Source organism: Bradyrhizobium sp. 139 (assembly GCF_023074175.1).
GTDB lineage: Bacteria > Pseudomonadota > Alphaproteobacteria > Rhizobiales > Xanthobacteraceae > Bradyrhizobium.
Window position 1 is genome coordinate 74,126 of the sequence record NZ_JADPKS010000126.1, and the last position, 18,277, is coordinate 92,402.

Below are 18,277 nucleotides of genomic sequence, written 5' to 3' on the forward strand. Positions count from 1 at the left end.
CGATCGAGTCCTGGTCGGCGGCCGCTGCATCTCGGGACAGTCGCGAACTGTTGCCCGAACCGAACGCGATGGTCTCCCATCTCCGTAAGATGGGATCATTGAGCCGCATCGCTCGTGCGACGGCAATCGGCGCGCAGGCGGCATCCCCGCTGTTCCCATTGTCCACAGCGGCATGAGGCGGATGCGGGTGCATCCAATCCGGTGCTGAAGATTCGCGCGCGGCCGAAGGGCCTAGCCAGGCGTCCAGGGCTGATAGTCGCCCGTCGCCTTCGGACGCTTGCCGCTGGCGAGCGTCGAGCCCGAGGGACGGTAGGCCTTCGCCGTGCCGGTGAGATTCGGCTGGTGCGGCTTCTCCCACTCGCGCGGCTGGTAGTTGACCTCGGTCGGCGGCACGTCGACGACGTGATGGATCCAGCCGTGCCAGGACGGCGGGATGCGGCTTGCCTCGGCGTAGCCGTTGTAGATGACCCAGCGCCGCTCGAAGCCGAGCGTCGGATCGATCGCCCCGCCGCGGGTGCGATAATAGAGATTGCCCTGCTCGTCCTGGCCGACCAGTTCCCCGTACCGCTTGGTCCAGAGTTGGGTGCCAAAGGTCTGGCCACTCCACCAGGTGAAGAACTTCAGGAAGAACTGTTTCATGCGGCAAGGACCCTGCTTCGTGAGGCCCTGATGGCATCCGGGCGGCGAAATGTCCAGTTCGGCGGGTGCGGCCGTGCCCACGCAAATGTGTTGACCGCCGCAGACCAAGCCGCAAATCGGTCGCGATCCGTTCATGCCGGGTACAGCGACCGCGTGAAAATCTCTCCCTCACACGCGCACAGCCGCGTGAACCAGGAACCACTGCCCTCTCAAGGGGTTTGCTTGCGGGAAAAGGAGTTTTGACATGAACAGTCTGAGAGTTTTGAGCGCCGCGGCAGCTCTGGCGCTGGTTATTCCGTTGGCGACGCCGAGCTTCGCGCAAGGTCCGGGCCGTGGCGGTGGCGGTGGCGGTCATATTGGCGGCGGCGGGGGCGCTCACTTCGGTGGTGGCGGCGGCGGTGGTGCTCATTTCGGTGGTGGCGGCGGCGCCCGCATGGGCGGTGGCTTTGGCGGCGGGGCGCGGATCGGCGGTGGCGGTGGTGGTGGTCACTTCGCGGCCGGACCTGCAATGCGTCCTGGCGGCGGCGCCGGACCGTCCTTCAGCGGCGGCGGTGGCCGCAACTTCGCAGCCGCGGGCAACCATTGGCGTGGCGGAGGCGGCAACTGGCACGGTGGCGGCTGGCGTCGTCACGGTGGCGGCTTCTGGCCGGGCGTCGCGGCGGGTGCGGCAATCGGCGGCCTCGGCTCCTACGCCTATTATGGCGGCGGGTACTACAACGACCCCTACTACTATGGCGACGACAGCTACTACGACGAGCCGTCGGTGGCGGTGGTGCCCGATAGCGGCGGCGACTCGTCGGCTTATTGCGCTCAGCGCTTCAAGTCCTACGACCCGGCCTCGGGCACGTATCTCGGTTATGACGGCCAGCGTCATCCCTGCCCGTAAGCAGATCTTAAACACCTGAAGGAAGAGGCGTCGCATCGATGCGGCGCCTCTTTCATTTGTCGCGCGCTCATCGCCTGTTTCGCGCGCAACGCGCGCATTACGTGCGAGGTCCTGTCCATGTAAGCGCGCGGGGACCTCTATTCACCGCACCGTGCATATCTACAATGATCCAATCCCAAATTGACCCGTCCCGCGATTCGCCTATATCACCAATGGATGTGGGGACTTCGATCTGTTGGGAAATGTCATGCCGCGTATCCTCGTGGTGGATGATGATCCGATGGTCGGCGCGACCATCGAGGTCCTCCTCCAACGTCAGGGCTTCGATGTCACGATGGCCGACGGCGGAGAAACGGGGCTCGCTGCGCTCGAAGCGCAGACGTTTGACGTGATGCTGGTCGACATCTTCATGCCGCACATGCGCGGCTTCGAATCCATCCGCATCTTTCACGAGCGCGCGCCGGCGATCCCTCTGATCGCGATGTCGGGCTACGCCTTCGCCTCGTCTGCCTCGCCCTCCCCCGATTTCCTCCGCATGGCACTGGAACTCGGCGCGACACGCTGCCTGCGCAAGCCGTTCACGCCGGACGCGCTGCTGACCACGATCCGGGAATGCCTCGGCGAGGCCGCGCAGCCGAAGGACAAGAAAGAAGCACCTTGATCCGAACGCAGCGCGTCATCCTTGGTGCTGGACTTGCAATCCTCCTGATCATCACCGCCGCCTCGATCGGACTCGACGTCAAGTCGCGGTCCGATGCCGCCTGGGTCAACCACACCGTCGAGGTGCTGAAGAAGATCTCCGACGTGCGCCTGCTGCTTCGCCACGTCGAGAGCGCCGCGCGCGGCTTCGAGATCTACCGGAGCGACAGCTTCGCCGACGAGTTTCGAACGACACAGGACCGGATCGCACCGACTCTCGCCGACCTCGAACGCGCGGTGCGGGACAATCGCGACCAGGACGAACTGGTGAAGACGACCGTGCCGCTGGTCAGACGGCGGTTCGATATCGCGGCGGAGGCAATGCGGCTGCGCGCCGCTGATGACCAGACCGGCATTGCAGCGCTTCAGAGCAAGGCCGAGGGCCGCGGCCTGATGGACGTGATCGTGGCCAATCTCGACCGGCTGGCCGCGGGCGAGGAGAAGCTGCTGGCGGCCCGTGAAGCGGACTCTCGCCGCACCGGCATCGTGCTGCTCGGCATCGACGTGATCGGCGCGCTGGTGATCCTGCTGCTAGTCGTACTGCTGATGCGCGAGAGCCAGCGTACCACGGTCGCACTGAAGAGCACGCTGCTGGAGACCACGGCCGCCAAGGAAGTGCTTGAGGCGGCGGTGGCCGAGCGCACCGAACATCTCGTCAACGCGCATGACGAACTGCGCCTGTCGGTCAACGTGCTCCAAAGCACGTTCCACAGCATGGCCGAGGCTGTGCTGGTCATTGACGCCGAGGGCAACGTCCTGCTGTCGAATCCGGCCGCGGAGCGCATGCTGCTCCACCGGACCGGCATGAACCTTGGCAATCTGCGTGCGCTGTCCGAGGTGTTTCACGGCGACGGCGTCACCCCGCTCAAGGCCGACGAGCTGCCGTCGGCACGCGTGCTGCGCGGCGGGTCGTTCGAGAATCTAGAGATGATCGTCCGCCCCCACAGCGGCAATCCTCCCCGTCACCTCATGGTCAGCGGCCGGCCGATGCTTGACGGACACGGCAACGTCTCCGGGGCGGTCCTGGTCTATCACGACGCGACCATTTCGCGCGAGACCGAGCGGCAACTGCACCAGTCGCAGAAGCTGGACGCGATCGGCAAGCTGACCGGGGGCGTCGCGCACGACTTCAACAACATGCTGACGGTGATCTCCGGCAATACGGAGACGTTGGTGGCGAGCCTGAAACAGCAGCCGGAGCTCCAGCACACGGCGCGGCTGATCGACGATGCCGCGCAGCGCTGTGCCGAGCTGATCCAGCATCTGCTGGCCTTCGCGCGCAAGCAGCCGCTCGAGCCACGCAATGTCGAGATCAACGCCGCGATATCAGATATCGCAAAGCTGCTGCGCCCTACTCTCGGCGAGCAGGTCCAGATCGAGACCGTCCTCGAACAGGGGCCGATGACCTCGCATATCGATCCCTCCAGGCTCACCAACGCCGTGCTCAACATGGCCATCAACGCGCGCGACGCCATGCCGAATGGCGGCAAGCTGCTGCTCGAGACCCACCGCGTCGTGCTCGATGAGGCCTATGCGCAGGCCAATCCTGACGTGCGGCCCGGGCCTTACGTGATGCTCGCGGTCAGCGACACCGGCACCGGCATGCCGCCCGACGTCGAGGAGAAGGCGTTCGAGCCGTTCTTCACCACCAAGGAGGTCGGCAAGGGAAGCGGCCTCGGCCTCTCCATGGTCTACGGCTTCGTCAAGCAGTCCGGCGGCCACATCAAGATCTACAGCGAGGAAGGCCACGGCACCACGATCAAGCTCTATCTGCCGCCGGGCGAAGGCATGGCGGAAGCTATCGCCCCCGCCGCGCCGACGGCCGAAGGCGGCGCCGAGACCATTTTCGTGGTCGAGGACGACACGCTGGTGCGCAACTTCGTCACTGCGCAGCTGCAGAGCCTCGGCTACAACACGGTCGCCGCGCCCGACAGCCGGGCCGCGCTGCAACTCATCGAGGCCGGCCAGGGCTTCGACCTGCTGTTCACCGACGTCGTCATCCCCGGCGGCATGAGCGGTCGCGAGCTCGCCGAGGAGGTCGCGAAGCGGCGGCCGGGGCTGAAGGTGCTCTACACCTCCGGCTACACCGACAACGCCATCGTCCACCACGGCAAGCTCGACGACGGCGTGATGCTGCTGACAAAACCCTACCGCCGCAATCAGCTCGCCGAGATGATCAGGAAGGCGTTGAACGGCGGCGGGATGGCGGCGAGCTAGCGCGTCGCCAGCACCACGGCTGCGAGCGTGAAGATCAGCGCCGCGATCTGCCCTGGCCCCAGCGGCTCGTGCAGCGCGAGCGCCGAGGCCGCGACGCCGATCACCGGCACCGCCATGGTGCCGATGGCGGCGACGGAGGCCGGCAGGCGCGCCAGCGCGGCGAACCAGCTGACATAGGCGATGCAGAACTGCACCACGGTCGAATAGACCAGCAGCCACCAGCCGACAGGCGTCACCAGCTCCAGATGCGTGATCTCGACCCATAGGCCGATGATCGAGATCGGCAGGCAGCCGATCCCGATCTGCCAGGCCGCGGCCGTGATCGGCGGCAGATGGATGGGGTACTTCTTCGAAAACACCGTGCCGATGGCGAAGCCGAGCGCGCCGCACAGCGCCATGATGATGCCCGGCAGCTTTTCCGCGCTGGCCGCAAAGCCGTTGCCGCCCATGATCGACGCGATGCCGGCAAAGGCCATCACCAGCGCGATGGTGCGCAGGACCGTCGGTCGCTCGCCCAGCACCGGCCAGGCGATCAGCGAGGCCCAGACCGGCATGGTGTAGGCGATCAGCGCCGCCTCGCTGGCCGGCAGCCAGAGCAGCGCCAGCCCCATCAGCACCATCCAGCCGGTGACGTTGAGGATTGCGGCGGTCACGAGCCGCGGCCAGATCGCAGGTTCGACCTTGAGGCTCTGCCGGCGGATCAGCGCGAGGGCGGCGAGCAGCACCGCGCCCAGCACCCCCGTCACCCCGCGCAGGGTCAGCGGCGGCAGCTCGGAGAGCAGGAATTTCGTCACCGGCCAGTTGAAACCCCAGCCCACCGAAGTGATGGCGAGGAACATCAGGCCGGCCGGGGCGATGCGTGGCCGCAGCACCGGTCGAGTCGAATCAAGCATGTGGGCAGTCCGGCAAAATCGGGCTCAGCTTGGCGCGGATTCGCCCCCCGTACCACCACCCCGGCGGGCATGCCTGCCCTCACCTTCCGTACCGCTACGTGAGTCCCGCCGAGGCAAGCCCGTTGCCCAAAAATATACCTGCCCTGTGAACAGCGGGATGAAGCCTTCGTATGGTCACGGCAGATAAATTTTTTTGGTTGGGAATCCCTGAGGACTCACCGATACTTGCCCTCACAACATGCGCGGGCTTGCCCCCTGTTTTCCCCCGCTGTCCACCATATTTAGTATTTGATTCAGGAACTCGCACTAGTTCTTGACGGGCGCAACGGAGAGTCCTAGCTTTCGGTCCGTTCGGCGCGAGTGTGTTTGCGTCCCGCCGGCACTCCCCAAAGGGTCTGCAAAATTGCACTCCGCCAAGCCAGACGATGGCAGCGGGATGAGGGCTTGTCTGCCCGCGGAAGCGGACTTTTCGGGCGCCAGAACGGGCCGGCAACAGGCTCGGATGGCAATCGGTTGAAGTGGCGTTTGGTTGAAGTGACGTTGCGGGCGTTGAACGCATGTCGGGTTCATCGCCTTGGGGGCGGATGGGTGTGGACATGCCGGCGGATGTGAACCATCGCGCCGGGATAAACGGAGCCGGATCACCGGCTGAACTGCGAAGCCTTAAGGCCGGCAAGGCCCGTCAAGGACTCGCGAAACGAAATAGCGACCCGGGCGCCCAGCGGAGGCGGTCCGGCTAGAAACAAGGACGGGGCAAGACCATGCGGATTGAGCGGCGCCACACCACTTCGGGACAGTCACCTTACGCGGGAATCGATTTCCGGCTGACCACGTCGGAGATCCGGAATCCCGACGGCTCGGTCGTATTCAAGCTTGAGAACGTCGAGGTGCCGACCGCGTGGTCGCAGGTCGCCTCCGACGTGCTCGCCCAGAAGTATTTCCGCAAGGCCGGCGTCGCCGCGCGCCTGAAGAAGGTCGAGGAAGAGTCCGTCCCCTCCTTCCTGTGGCGCTCGGTGCCCGACACCGAGGCGCTCAGCCAACTCGCTGAGAAGGACCGCTATGTCAGCGAGCTCAGCGCCAAGCAGGTGTTCGACCGCCTCGCCGGCTGCTGGACCTATTGGGGCTGGAAGGGCGGCTACTTCACCTCCGACGAAGACGCCCAGACCTTCTACGACGAGCTCCGCTACATGCTGACCATGCAGATGGTCGCGCCGAACTCGCCGCAATGGTTCAACACCGGTCTGCACTGGGCCTATGGCATCGACGGTCCCGGCCAGGGCCATTATTACGTCGACCCCTTCAGCGGCAAGCTGACCAAGTCCAAGTCGGCCTACGAGCATCCGCAGCCGCACGCCTGCTTCATCCAGGGCGTCAGTGACGACCTCGTCAACGAGGGCGGCATCATGGACCTCTGGGTCCGCGAAGCCCGCCTGTTCAAGTACGGCTCCGGCACCGGCTCCAACTTCTCGCGCCTGCGCGGCGAAGGCGAAAAGCTCTCCGGCGGCGGCCGCTCGTCCGGCCTGATGAGCTTCCTCAAGATCGGCGACCGCGCCGCCGGCGCGATCAAGTCGGGCGGCACGACGCGTAGAGCCGCCAAGATGGTCGTGGTCGATGTCGATCACCCCGACATCGAGACCTATATCGACTGGAAGGTGAAGGAGGAGCAGAAGGTTGCTGCGCTCGTCACCGGCTCCAAGATCAACCAGAAGCACCTCAAGGCGGTACTGAAGGCCTGCGTCAATTGCGAAGGCTCGGGCGACGATTGCTTCGACCCCGAGAAGAACCCGGCGCTGCGCCGCGAGATCAAGCTGGCGCGCCGTTCGCTCGTGCCCGACAACTACATCAAGCGCGTCATCCAGTTTGCCAAGCAAGGCTACAAGGACATCCAGTTCGACGTCTACGACACCGACTGGGATTCCGAAGCCTATCTCACGGTGTCCGGCCAGAACTCCAACAACTCGGTCTCGCTGAGGGACGACTTCCTGCGCGCCGTCGAGACCGACGGCGACTGGAATCTCGTGGGACGCACGACGAAGAAGATCACCAAGACGCTGAAGGCGCGCGACCTCTGGGAGAAGATCGGCTACGCCGCCTGGGCGTCGGCCGACCCGGGCCTGCACTTCAACACCACCATGAACGACTGGCACACCTGCAAGGCGTCCGGCGACATCCGCGCCTCCAATCCGTGCTCGGAATACATGTTCCTGGACGACACGGCGTGCAACCTCGCCTCCGCGAACCTGCTGACGTTCTACGACATCCCCTCCAAGCGCTTCGACGTCGACGGCTACGAGCACCTCTGCCGCTTGTGGACCCTGGTGCTCGAAATCTCGGTGATGATGGCGCAGTTCCCGTCGAAGGCGATCGCCGAGCTCTCCTACGAGTTCCGCACGCTCGGCCTCGGCTACGCCAATATCGGCGGCCTCTTGATGACCATGGGCCTGCCCTATGACAGCAAGGAAGGCCGTGCGCTCTGCGGCGCGCTGACCTCGGTCATGACCGGCATCACCTACAAGACCTCGGCGGAGATCGCTGGCGAGCTCGGCACCTTCCCGGGCTACAAGAAGAACGCCGCGCACATGCTGCGCGTGATCCGCAACCACCGCCGCGCCGCGCACGGCCAGTCCAACGGCTACGAGGCGCTGAGCGTCAACCCGGTGCCGATGGACCTGGTCTCCTGCCCGCAGGCCGACCTCGTCAGCCATGCGCAGGCGGCCTGGGATGCGGCGCTCGAGCTCGGCGAGAAGCACGGCTATCGCAACGCCCAGACCACGGTGATCGCGCCGACCGGCACGATCGGCCTCGTCATGGATTGCGACACCACCGGCATCGAGCCCGACTTCGCGCTGGTGAAGTTCAAGAAGCTCGCCGGCGGCGGCTACTTCAAGATCATCAACCGCGCGGTCCCCGCGGCGCTGCGCGCGCTCGGCTATCGCGAAGCCGATATCGCGGAGATCGAGGCCTACGCGGTCGGCCACGGCTCGCTCTCCAACGCCCCCGGCATCAACGCCTCGACGCTGAGGGCCAAGGGCTTTACCGACGAGGCCATCGCCAAGGTCGAGAAGGCCCTGCCGACCGCCTTCGACATCAAGTTCGCCTTCAACAAATGGACCTTTGGCGAGGACTTCATCCGCGACCAGCTCGGCATCGGTGCCGAGGCAATCGCGGCCCCCGGCTTCGACCTGCTCCAGGCCGTTGGCTTCACCAAGCGCGAGATCGAGGCGGCCAACGTCCACATCTGCGGCGCGATGACGGTGGAAGGTGCTCCGCACCTCAAGGCCGAGCACTATCCGGTGTTCGACTGCGCCAACCCCTGCGGCAAGGTCGGCAAGCGCTATCTCTCGGTCGAGAGCCACATCCGCATGATGGCGGCAGCCCAGCCCTTCATCTCGGGTGCGATCTCCAAGACCATCAACATGCCGAACGACGCCACGGTGGAGGACTGCAAGTCCGCCTACATGCTGTCGTGGAAACTCGCCCTGAAAGCCAACGCGCTCTATCGCGACGGCTCGAAGCTCAGCCAGCCGCTCAACTCGCAGCTCATCAGCGACGATGAGGACGAGGACGATGCGGTCGACCATCTCTACGACAAGCCGATGGCGGCGCGGACCGCCCAGGTCTCGGAAAAGATCGTCGAGAAGCTGGTCGAGCGCATCATCGTGATGCGCGAGCGCGAGAAGATGCCGGATCGCCGCAAGGGTTATACCCAGAAGGCGGTCGTCGGCGGCCACAAGGTGTACCTGCGCACCGGCGAGTATGACGACGGCCGTCTCGGCGAGATCTTCATCGACATGCACAAGGAAGGCGCGGCCTTGCGCTCCTTCATCAACAACTTCGCCATCGCGGTGTCGCTGGGTCTGCAATACGGCGTGCCGCTCGAGGAATATGTCGACGCCTTCACCTTCACCCGCTTCGAGCCGGCGGGCCCCGTGCAGGGCAACGACAGCATCAAGTACGCAACCTCGATCCTCGACTATGTCTTCCGCGAACTGGCGGTGAGCTATATGTCGCGCTTCGACCTTGCCCATGTCGATCCGACCGAGTCGAACTTCGACGCGCTCGGCAAGGGCGTCGAGGAAGGCAAGGAGCCGGACGAACAGAACCGCCAGGCAACCAGGCTGGTCTCGCGCGGCCTCACCCGCTCCCGCACCGACAATCTGTTCGTGATGCGCAGCGGCTCCACCGCGGTCTCGCAAGGCAACGACAGCGCGCCTGCCGGCGGCTCGAAGGTCACCGCCCTCGCCGGCCACGGCGCTGGCCGTGCCGGCGACGTCCTCGAAGGCGCGGTCGCCTTGAAGCAGGAAGTCGCCCACGACCTCTCGCCCACCGAGAAGCTGGAAGCCCTGCAATGGAGCAAGGCCGGCACCGCGCAGACCGCAGTGCCCAGCAAGGCCGAGCGCCGCGCGGAAGCGAAAGCAAAAGGCTACGAAGGCGAGATGTGCAGCGAGTGCGGCAACTTCACGCTGGTGCGGAATGGCACCTGCATGAAGTGCGATACGTGCGGCAGCACGACGGGGTGTTCGTGAGGGTCAGATCGCGAACAGCTTTCGCCCGCATCTGACAAGAACATCGTTTAAGGGCGGCCGAGAGGTCGCCCTTATTTGTTAACAAGATGCGCACTTGCACAACCGCAGGGCGTGCTTAATTATTGGCTCTCTTGCTTGAAAGACCACCTAAAACACTTCGGCTAAACACGTGATCAAGAAAACAGAAGCTTCCGAAACGCGAACCATCCCAACTGGCCCGCGGACCTTCATCACGTACGCCCAGGAGAATGAGCAGTTCAAGACCGCCATACTATCACTGGCGGATAGACTGCGGTCCGAAGGCGTCGATGTTAGAATTGACCAATACGAATCTCACCCACCTCAAGGTTGGCCAAGGTGGATGGAAGACCAATTCCTTCACGCAGAGAAAATCATCGTCGTTCCCTCACAAAAATATCTGAATCGCTACTCTCAAGTAGACGGCATAGGATCTGGCGCAAGATTCGAGGCAGTCATTCTTCGTACTTTGCTACTAAAGAATGGCGTCTCCTTCGAGAAGATCGCTGTGGCGTCTCTCTCTCGTGCGGATCAAGATTGCATTCCGGACTTGCTGCACGGCTGCTCGCGATATGGTCTGGCAGACGATCGAGGCTACGAAGACCTTTATCGCTGGCTGACTCAACAGCCAGCAATAACCGCTCCCGAACTGGGTCGGATCAGAACACTTTCTCCTTCACCAAGGCCGAAAGCCCGTGACCCGAGCTTTGCTTGGCTCTGCCGCGAGCTCCTCCCGATAATGAACGACAATTACCGCGTGTTTCGTGATTTCGGCCCGAACTCCGGGGCTGACTCTCAGGGGCCGGTTCGATTCAATCTCAACGCTTGGTACGAACTAAGAAAATCGAAAATCATTCCGAACAATCAAATCATTCGCCAAATGATCACAGAGTATCGCGCTCTGATCCCAAAGGAGCACACCTCGATCTTTGAACGCCTCATCTCCCACATCGACGCATTTGAGGCACACGTGAACAATGATCAAGTCGACTACCGCGAGCACCAGTTTCCGACTGAAATTACGGCAGTAATTACAAGAGCCGCCAATGAATAGGCACGGCATCATCCGCGCGATACGAAGACACCTTAGACCATGCCACTTTGGTCAGACGTATCTGTTCGGATCGGCGATTCACAGATCATCCCGGGACAGTGACGTCGACGTAATTATCATCGCGCGTAAGCGCTATTTTCATGCGGAGCTGACTCGCGCAAGGCGCGAGTTTCGGCGCACCACCAAGAGACACATGCACACTCAGATTTTCTATGTGCATCAGATCAACGAATTTGCGGCTTTCTTCCGCCGGTGTGGGCCAAGGTTGCGCTGTCTTTAGATCTATGAGGAGCGAGAGATGGGCAAAAACCTGTACTACACTATTCCACGTTATTTTGAGGAGCGGATGCGCGAACACTCAGCGGTACGCGCATTCCGAAAACTCCCACACGAGACTGAGATTGTTTACGAGATAAACCGACTGCGATTTAACGACACTGTTCGCGTTTGGCTATCCGATCAGTATCACTTTGGAGAGGCCGACTTTCAGAATCGCCCGCGCGAAATCCGGGCTGGTGACTATATCTTGATCGCTCGCCCGGAGGCAGCTTCGCACGGAGGATACTCGGACGACCGAATTCGAGTCGGCAAGCTCGCTGATTTCATGGGAGCACTCACGAGGCGCGAAATGTGGAAGTATGAGCCGCCTTCGGCCGAGGAGAGAAAGTTGCGCGGCAAGCGCCGAGGCGAATAGCCGCAAGAAGGTGCAGCGGACCGATACTAATCACCCGCTGCCCAACGGTGGATCATCGTCCTGGGCAAAGCTGACCTCAAGGACGCAGACATCGAGAAGCTATTCATCTCTAACACCTCTGCTACCAGTTGAAAGATTCGACATCATCATGGCCTGGACAAAAACACCCGACGGATCATTCCTAGACGCCGCCGGCAATGTCCTGTTTTTCAGCAAAGAGCGATTTGTGAACGACATATGCCTCGGCAGATGTTGCTTCATTTGCGGTGCACAGCCTGGCTCGAAAGTTTTCAATGACGAGCACATCATTCCGGAATGGGTTCTGCGGAAATACAATCTGTTCGACCGAACGATCACGCTACCGAACAACACCACCATCAAGTACAGTAGGTACAAGGTTCCATGCTGCGAGGAGTGTAATTCGCTCATGGGACGCCAGATCGAGCAGCGTATCAGCACTGTCGTCAATGCCGGTCCGGAAGCGGTTCAAAATCACATCGCAACCGGCAATTCACTCGAATTCTTCGTATGGCTAGGCCTGATCTTTCTGAAGACCCACTTGAAGGATCGCGACTTTCGCATTGAACGCGACCTGCGCAAGCCAGACCATAAGATCAGCGACCTTTATGACTGGGGGACCTTGCACCACCTGCATTGCATTGTGCGATGCTTTGTTAACGGTTCACACCTCGACAAGGAGGTATTTGGTTCGCTCGGCGCATTCGCCGCGAAGAGCGAGGGATCGCTTGACGAGTTCGACTATGGCGACTTGATTGAGGCCCAAACCATGCTTTTGAGGCTTGGTGATGTCGTTTTGATCAAGACGTTCAACGACGCCTGCGGAGCAATTAACGGCGCCATGCCGCGGCTTGAGAGGATCACAGGCTCCCTCTCAGAAATTCAGGCTCGCGAAGTAATGGTTGATTTCGCCTTCATGAACTTGAGCCTGAAAGAGCGGCCACAATTCTACACAGAGTGCGACATGAAGAATGGGAAGCTGGCAGAGCGCGCCGTGATGCCTGCTCAGTTCGAGCTCGGAGAGCTCGACTTTGCGCTAAGAGGCGCGTTGTTTCGCCACGCACTGAGCGATCGAATCACGACAATGCGGGCCCTCGGCAAGACCAAGGATGAAATGGAGAGGGCCATTGACGACGGCCGCTTTACAGTCCTGTTCGACGATGACGGGAAATTCATCGAGAAGAGTATCGTCCCATTTCCGCCTGAGACGCCTTTGTCATGACATGAATTACGACGACAGTGCACTAAACTCACTCGCTCCGTCCGGCTGATCTGCGGATTCCGCTCGTGTTTGGTGGGCGGCGTCAATTAAGTGCACTGTTGCCGTAATCGCATATCTGTTCCGGCGTCGATGCTCATCAACACCCCGCCCCCGAAATTGCCTTTGCCGTCGAGCCCTTCCCTCCTAAACTCCCGACACCACCGGCAAGGGTTCCGACGGGCCCGGTAGACGCGGAGTTATGTTATGCCCAAACCGGAAAGCTTCCCGATCGAGAAGATCTTCGTTCCCACGAAGCAGAAGAAGGCCCTCAGGCCCGAGACCGTCGGGGAGATCGCGGAAAGTATTCTGGACATCGGACAACAGGCTCCCATTTCCGTTCGGCTTGACGGAGACCGCCTCGTTCTGGTCGAGGGACTGCATCGGTTCGAAGCCTGCAAGGCCCTCGGCGAGACAACCATTATCGGGGTCCTGGTCCCGGCCGGGCTTGCTCAATCCAAGCCGCTGCTGCTGTCCGAGCGACCTGAAGTCGAGGCAGAGCGCATCAAGATGGCGCGATTGAAACAGTTGCGCCTCGAGAAGGAAGCCGCGGAAGCATCGACGGCTGCCTTGAAGGGCGTCAACGCAATGGAAGCGCCGCGCACCCGTCCGACGAAAGGCGTCCGCGACAATCCGAAGGCATCACCGGGCCGGACTGCGGGATCGACACGGAAAACATTATCGGATTGGATCACGCAGCAAAAGGGCAGCGGCGGCCGCTATTGATTATCGGTTCCAGAATTTCGGCGTTAGCGCACACAACTCTTGGGGACGGAGTCGCTGCCCTATCGGCGACAGAGTCCCGGAGATCGCTTCCGCCTTCGCTCTGCGAGCTGCGGCGGACAAGTCGCTGATCCGGGCTAGGAGCTACAGTTCGGTGTCGGGCCTTCGATCCTCCCGCCCCAGCCCGCCATAATTTCTCCTTCGCACACGCGTTGTGTTGGACGGCGGCGAGACCTATCCTTCCAGTGATCGGACTGCCTCCCATTGACGCCCGACCGGATGGAGAGCGCATCGGTGCCTGAAACGAACGATCCCAAACCTGATACCGCCAAGCCGAACGAGGTGCGCGCCGATGGCGGGCTGGCGCGGGCCTATGACCAGATCAAGAGCGCAGAGGAAGATCTTGCGCGGCTGGACCGGCTGGTTTCCGGAATGGAACGCGGCAACGAAGGCCCGGGGGCCTCGCAGGCAAGCGCCGGTGCGAATGCAGCCAAGCCTTCCGCAGACGAGACTCCCGAGGACAAGACTCCCAAGGACAAAGCGGCGGCACCGAATCGCACGGCTCGCGATCAAGGCCTGAAGGGAGATCGGACCATGGTGCGCGCTTTGGTCGGCCTCGTGCTGGCGATCGGCCTGCTCGGTGCCGCCTTCGCATCGCAATATCGCGATGAGGCCAGGTCGATCGTGGCGCGATGGGCTCCGCCGGCCGCGAGTCGGCCCCCGCAAGCATCCGCGGTTGAAAGTCCGGCGCAGCTGCCGGCGATGCAACTGGCTGCTGCGGATGGGCCCGGTCCGGTGCCCGCCCCGCCGGCCGGCAAGGAAACCGAAAGCGCTCCAAGACCTGACGCTTCAAGAGCTGACGCTTCAAAACCTGATGCTCCAAAACCTGACACTTCAAGAACTGGTGCCACAACGCCTGACCCGTCATCGTCTGATCTCGCGCAATCGCTCAAGACCATCACCAACGAGCTTGCGAGCATCAACGGAAAGCTCGAGCAACTGAAAAGCCGCAACGAGCAGACGCTGCGCGAACAGGCCGACACCATTCAACAGCTCAAGGCGGCGCAGGAGAAGGATGCGGCGGACAATGCGCGCCTCGCCGCACAGGTCCAGGCGCTGCAAACGCAGCTGACGACTTCATCGGTATCTGCACCCACGAAGCCCGCCGCGCGGAGCGCGACGAACAACGATACGGCTGCGCCTGCACGGCCGCACGTGCAAGCGGCCGCACCCCGGCGGCCCAGGCCGCCGCCTCGAGGACCCTGGATGCCCCCGCCCTATATGCTCGATCCTTACGGCGATCCGGATTGGTGAGCCCGCAGGGCGGATGAGCCGAAGGCGCGGAGCGCCGCTCGCTGGCGAACTGCCCGCTTCCCGTCAGCCGGTTGACCTCGATCGGCGTCTCGCACTAGCGTTCACGGCCACAAGCCTTGTCGCTACGCCGCACAAGTCCCATGCCAAGAAAAAGCAAAAGCCTCCTGCCCGGCCTTCGCAGCGTCCTGCAAAGCGCGCGGTGGGTGCGAAAGACGTTCGCGCGAGCACCGCGGATGGTTCGGATCGTCGGCGTCGTAGCGATCCTGCTTGCGGTCGTTGCGCTGGCCAACCTTACCTACAACGTCATCCGCAAGCCGACCGAGCTGTTTGTCCTTGTCGGCAACGCCCTCGACAAGGACCCGGCTGCGACTTGGCGGCAATACGGACCGCCCTTCCGCGCCTACTCCACCGCGACGATCACGCCCGAACTGCTGGCCGCGCTGGCGCAGGTCGAGAGTTCAGGCAATCCGGTGGCGCGCACCTACTGGCGCTGGCGATTGAGCCTCAATCCCCTCGCGATTTACCGGCCCGCCTCCAGCGCCGTCGGCCTCTACCAGATGCTGGACGCGGCCTACGCCGACGCCGCGCGGTTCTGTGTCCGCGGCAACGCGGTCACGGAGACTGCTTGCGGGTCTACCTTCCTCTATAGCCGCGCGATCCCGAGCCACGCCATCGAGCTGGCATCGGTGTATCTGGACCGCAATGTGGGTGACGTTCTCACCCGCGCGGGCGAGGTGAAGGCGAGCGCGCAGCAGAAGCAGGATCTGGCCGCCTTCATCCATCTCTGCGGCGCAGGCCCCGCCACGGCCTACGCGCGCCGCCACTTTCAGATGCTGGCCGGCGAGCGGTGCGGCGATCACCTCGTTGCGGGCTATATTGCCAAGGTCAACGCGATGAAGCGGCAGTTTCTGCGCCTTGCGGCGGATGACGGCGGTTAGCTCTTGGAGCGAGCGTCGCGCGTAGGGTCGTTAGCCCGCGGCTGCGCGCGATGCGCAGTCCACCGACGTAACCCACCTCTTTCGCTTCCTCGTAGACAAACAGTGGTGGGTTACGCCTTCGGCTAACCCACCGTACGCGCTCAGTACTTGGACCTTAGTACTTGGACCTCAGTACTTGGACTTCAGTACCCTGACTTTGTGCTCGAGCCGGTCGTTGACTTCGTGCTCGAGCCGGTGGTTTGGCCTGGAGCGTAATTCGACGCGCCGGGGCTGGTCTTCTTCGAGGTCTTCGCGTGGTGCATCTTATGTCCGGGAGCGTAGCTGGAAGCGCCCGGCTCGCCTTTCTTCGAACCCGTCTGCTGCATCTCGTGACCTGGCGTCTTGCTCGATACGCCCTGAGCAAACACGGCAGGTGCTGTAGCCATGACAACAGCAGCAGAGAGCGCGATGATCTTTGATTTCATGATGTCCTCCTCCGAATAAGCCCCCAATGCAACGAACTGAACCCAATGCCCGTTCCCCTGAACAAATGTTCATAATGAGTGTGGGATTCCGATCAGCGGGCGCCGCAGCAAGCGCGCAGCAGAAGCAGGATCTGGCCGCCTTCATCCATCTCTGCGGCGCAGGCCCCGCCACGGCCTACGCGCGCCGCCACTTTCAGATGCTGGCCGGCGAGCGGTGCGGCGATCACCTCGTTGCGGGCTATATTGCCAAGGTCAACGCGATGAAGCGGCAGTTTCTGCGCCTTGCGGCGGATAACGGCGGTTAGGGAGCGTGGCCCGTAGGATGGGTAGAGCACTTGCGAAACCCATCGTGCCATGACGGCTGATGATGGGTTTCGCTTTCGCTCTACCCATCCTACGAGCTGATGACGGCGGTCAGGGAGCGTGGCCCGTAGGATGGGTAGAGCACTTGCGAAACCCATCGTGCCATGACGGCTGGTGATGGGTTTCGCTTTCGCTCTACCCATCCTACGAGCTGATGACAGCGGTCAGGGAGCGTGGCCCGCAGGATGGGTAGAGCACTTGCGAAACCCATCGTGCCATAACGGCTGGTGATGGGTTTCGCTTTCGCTCTACCCATCCTACGAGCTAACCCAACCTAGGCGCCAATCAGTTCCGCGTCCGTCGCTGGCCGATCTCACCACCAATACGGCCAGCGCCAGCCCTCATAGCGCACCCACGACGACACCAAGGGCGGGCCGTAGGGATCGACCCGGTCGTCTTCAGGGCGATAACGATAGCGTGGAACGATATAATAATCCCACGGCGTTGGCCTGAGCACCGGGACGTCCACCCTCAGCCGTGGCTCAGGAACGACTTCACGAACCACTTGGGCTTTCCGCGCCCGGGCTTCGGCACCTGATATCCCAAGGTTGCACAGCACCAGGGCCGTTCCGAGAGCACACACGGCGGTCATTGTCTTCATGCGTCGGCCTCCTTCCCGCAAGAGTGCTAAAGGACGCAAAACAACGCAAGCCCAATTCGCCATCCGACTTGCCTGCATGACCGCGCGCAGGCGAAAGCGATACCCATCAACTTCGGAGGTGATGGGTATCGCGAGGGATAAATCCATCCTTACGGATTACCGCTCCGTGGCCGGTATCTCGTACACCGACACCTTGGCTGCGATCCCGGTCAGCTCGCGCTCTTGCATCGCGTGCTCCTCGTTGGGGGACTCGCCGACCGAGACGTCCTTCATTCTGCGCTTGACCTCTTCGCACGTCTTGCGGACGTCTTCCGTGAAGAGCGCGCATTCTTCGATGCGCTTGAAGATCTTCCGTCCCTCGTCACGATACCCCGCCGCCGTTTCGCGCATGAACGCAATCGCATCATGGACCTGGACTGTCAGCGCCTCGCATTTTTGCGCGGCGTCGATCAACTCGGTGCCCATGGCCTCGATCTCTTTTGCAGCGGACTCATAGTCGCGAATGACCGCCTCTGCACTGAGCGCGCCGACGCGCGTGACGCCCTCGGTGTGCTCGACGTAATCAGGCAAAGCAATTGAAGCGATCGAGCTTCCCTGGCGAATCGATGAGATGTCCGCCTCGAGTTGAACCAGGTTCACTCCTTCGCGTCTGCGCAATTGTTCGACACTTGCCATGATCGACCCTCCCAATACGCTCCCGAACCCCAAACGGCGCTGAGTGTATTACGGGGACAAGCGGCATTCCTAACCCGATCTGCGCTTGACAGCCTCAGCTTTGCCATTTTTTCCCATGCGCTAGGTCGGCACGCAGGGATGTAAGTGTCTTAAGAATTCAATCTCTCGTAGCCCGGATGGAGCGCAGCGCAATCCGGGGACCAGTGTGCCTTGTGGCAACATCCCGGATTACGCTTGCGCTCCATCCGGACTACAGGCACTCAGCCGCCGCACCTGCCCACTATGCCATAATGCCCC

General features: G+C 62.4%; 15 protein-coding genes and 1 pseudogene. 11 read left to right on the forward strand and 5 right to left on the reverse strand.

Features of this window, described 5'->3' with window-relative positions; genetic code table 11:
- Positions 1–231 precede the first annotated feature (231 nt).
- Positions 232–639 carry an NADH:ubiquinone oxidoreductase subunit NDUFA12 gene (locus IVA80_RS28755; protein WP_247437925.1) on the reverse strand — a complete coding sequence of 136 codons (408 nt, stop codon included), beginning with the start codon at positions 637–639 and terminating at the stop codon, positions 232–234.
- Positions 640–883: 244 nt separating this feature from the next.
- Here IVA80_RS28755 and IVA80_RS28760 point away from each other — a divergent pair, with 244 nt between their 5' ends.
- The 3 genes from IVA80_RS28760 (at position 884) to IVA80_RS28770 (ending at position 4,441) form a co-directional block, all read left to right on the forward strand.
- Positions 884–1,525 (forward strand): BA14K family protein, encoded by a 642-nt coding sequence (locus tag IVA80_RS28760; protein ID WP_247437927.1) that lies wholly within the window; start codon positions 884–886, stop codon positions 1,523–1,525.
- Positions 1,526–1,772: 247 nt separating this feature from the next.
- Positions 1,773–2,186, forward strand: coding sequence for a response regulator (locus tag IVA80_RS28765; protein WP_028148724.1), 414 nt, complete (start codon positions 1,773–1,775; stop codon positions 2,184–2,186).
- Complete coding sequence (locus IVA80_RS28770) at positions 2,183–4,441, forward strand: CHASE3 domain-containing protein (RefSeq protein WP_247437929.1); 2,259 nt, start codon at positions 2,183–2,185, stop codon at positions 4,439–4,441. Before IVA80_RS28765 ends, IVA80_RS28770 begins: the two co-directional genes overlap by 4 nt.
- On the opposite strand, the gene IVA80_RS28775 is transcribed toward IVA80_RS28770, so the two are convergent.
- Positions 4,438–5,334, reverse strand: coding sequence for a DMT family transporter (locus IVA80_RS28775; protein ID WP_247437931.1), 897 nt, complete (start codon positions 5,332–5,334; stop codon positions 4,438–4,440). The two genes, IVA80_RS28770 and IVA80_RS28775, sit on opposite strands and share 4 nt — an antisense overlap.
- A gap of 761 nt (positions 5,335–6,095) precedes the next feature.
- Here IVA80_RS28775 and IVA80_RS28780 point away from each other — a divergent pair.
- From IVA80_RS28780 to IVA80_RS28810, 7 genes are all read left to right on the forward strand, one after another.
- Positions 6,096–9,860, forward strand: coding sequence for a vitamin B12-dependent ribonucleotide reductase (locus tag IVA80_RS28780; RefSeq protein WP_247437933.1), 3,765 nt, complete (start codon positions 6,096–6,098; stop codon positions 9,858–9,860).
- 169 nt (positions 9,861–10,029) lie between these two features.
- The gene (locus IVA80_RS28785; protein WP_247437934.1) at positions 10,030–10,932 is read left to right on the forward strand and encodes a toll/interleukin-1 receptor domain-containing protein; all 903 of its coding nucleotides are present in this window, start codon (positions 10,030–10,032) and stop codon (positions 10,930–10,932) included.
- Between the two features lie 298 nt (positions 10,933–11,230).
- Positions 11,231–11,626, forward strand: a complete 396-nt coding sequence (locus tag IVA80_RS28790) for a hypothetical protein (protein WP_247437936.1) — start codon at positions 11,231–11,233, stop codon at positions 11,624–11,626.
- A 148-nt stretch (positions 11,627–11,774) separates the two neighbouring features.
- A complete protein-coding gene (locus IVA80_RS28795) occupies positions 11,775–12,866 on the forward strand; it encodes an HNH endonuclease (protein ID WP_247437939.1) in 1,092 nt (363 codons plus the stop codon).
- Between the two features lie 243 nt (positions 12,867–13,109).
- Positions 13,110–13,628, forward strand: a complete 519-nt coding sequence (locus tag IVA80_RS28800) for a ParB N-terminal domain-containing protein (RefSeq protein WP_247437940.1) — start codon at positions 13,110–13,112, stop codon at positions 13,626–13,628.
- A gap of 276 nt (positions 13,629–13,904) precedes the next feature.
- Positions 13,905–14,939, forward strand: a complete 1,035-nt coding sequence (locus IVA80_RS28805; RefSeq protein WP_247438006.1) for a hypothetical protein — start codon at positions 13,905–13,907, stop codon at positions 14,937–14,939.
- A 140-nt stretch (positions 14,940–15,079) separates the two neighbouring features.
- Positions 15,080–15,877, forward strand: a complete 798-nt coding sequence (locus IVA80_RS28810; protein ID WP_247437943.1) for a transglycosylase SLT domain-containing protein — start codon at positions 15,080–15,082, stop codon at positions 15,875–15,877.
- 182 nt (positions 15,878–16,059) lie between these two features.
- Here IVA80_RS28810 and IVA80_RS28815 read toward each other — a convergent pair whose 3' ends face one another.
- Positions 16,060–16,341, reverse strand: a complete 282-nt coding sequence (locus IVA80_RS28815) for a hypothetical protein (protein WP_247437944.1) — start codon at positions 16,339–16,341, stop codon at positions 16,060–16,062.
- 107 nt (positions 16,342–16,448) lie between these two features.
- Here IVA80_RS28815 and IVA80_RS28820 point away from each other — a divergent pair.
- Positions 16,449–16,646, forward strand: a pseudogene (locus tag IVA80_RS28820) (lytic transglycosylase domain-containing protein); the annotation flags it as partial.
- 371 nt (positions 16,647–17,017) lie between these two features.
- Here IVA80_RS28820 and IVA80_RS28825 read toward each other — a convergent pair.
- Positions 17,018–17,305: a hypothetical protein gene (locus IVA80_RS28825; RefSeq protein WP_247437945.1), complete on the reverse strand. Its 288-nt coding sequence runs from the start codon at positions 17,303–17,305 to the stop codon at positions 17,018–17,020.
- A gap of 156 nt (positions 17,306–17,461) precedes the next feature.
- Entirely contained in the window at positions 17,462–17,980 is a 519-nt protein-coding gene (locus IVA80_RS28830; RefSeq protein ID WP_247437946.1) for a hypothetical protein, read from the reverse strand.
- Positions 17,981–18,277: the final 297 nt, after the last annotated feature.